The sequence below is a fragment of the Oleiphilus sp. HI0043 genome (assembly GCF_001634935.1).
The window spans coordinates 1-1,033 of sequence record NZ_LWEY01001513.1; the positions used below are offsets into that span (position 1 = coordinate 1).

The 1,033-nt window shown below is 44.0% G+C and carries 1 protein-coding gene and 1 pseudogene; both read right to left on the bottom strand.

The genetic code is table 11. The features are described 5' to 3' along the window. Nucleotides 1-97 precede the first annotated feature (97 nt). Nucleotides 98-682 carry a hypothetical protein gene (locus A3729_RS22025; protein ID WP_068510282.1) on the bottom strand — a complete coding sequence of 195 codons (585 nt, stop codon included), beginning with the start codon at nt 680-682 and terminating at the stop codon, nt 98-100. 84 nt (nt 683-766) lie between these two features. Continuing rightward, nucleotides 767-1,033: pseudogene (locus A3729_RS33320) on the bottom strand (ABC transporter substrate-binding protein); the annotation flags it as partial.

The following is a 1,033-nucleotide window of genomic DNA, read 5'->3' on the forward strand; positions in this document are numbered from 1 at the left end:
ACAGTTGATCGTTGCTTACTAGCACGATAAGGGAATAAATGAATACTGCATATAAATGATTGCCTCATTGCTTAAATAAGGCAATCAGTTCTATCAACTACATGTTATTTTGCTTCTTGAACTCTGTAATCAATTCAAGCGGCTTGTGCTTTTTGTTTGTCTTGTTTAGCACATAGACAACAGTCTCGCCTTTTGGTCCTGAACCGATTTCTGTGAAACGATAAGGTGCTTCGCCTACTTTTCGAACGCTATTCATATCTTCTAGTGTGCTGAAGACGTAGATTCGGCCTTCCATGCGCATTTCACCATAGAATGGCTGGGCTGGCGCTACAGTGCCTTCAATCAGATCAATACTTGGAATACCTGAACGCTTCTTCTTATCTTCGCCTGTCAAAGCAAACTTTAGGGTTTCGCCTTTAGGGCCTGCACCGATGCGTGCAACCATGTAAGCAGTATGCCCAGTCTTAAGGAAAGATTGGTATAAGGCTTTATCATAGAAAAAGTAAATACGGCCATCGTGGTGTACTTCATATAATGCCGGTACCTTTACTGACATCTTTGTTTGCGTTTGCATTGTTTCAGACGCTGAAGTAGCTTCTTTTGTATCCGTGCTTGCGCACGCAGCTACACCAAGAGCCATAACCGTTGATAAGCCAAGTATACGTAGTTTCTGTGCGATCATTGCTTGATTCCCGTTTTGTGTGTGATACGACCAATACAGGATATTAAGTTTTTATGACAGGAATGTTACAGGAAATGGGAAACCCTAATCATTGCTTGTTTTACGCCACCAGTTCTCAACACCAAGCTTATAGGGCGGCTGAGTGCTTGGACGAGCAAATCGATCCCAATAGGCAAGACGGTGGTAGTTTAGGTGCCAGTTTGGAATGCTATAGTGTCTCCATAAGAGTACTCGGTCTAGCGCATTCATTGCGACTATCAGTTCTGCGCGGGTCCTGGCTCGCAATACATGGCCAAGCAGGTCGTCAACGACAGGGTCATTGATACCCGCATAATTTTGGCTGCCCTCGAT

Coding starts and splice junctions, on each gene's coding strand:
- A3729_RS22025 (WP_068510282.1), bottom strand. CDS start 682: ATGATCGCACAGAAACTACGTATACTTGGCTTATCAACGGTTATGGCT.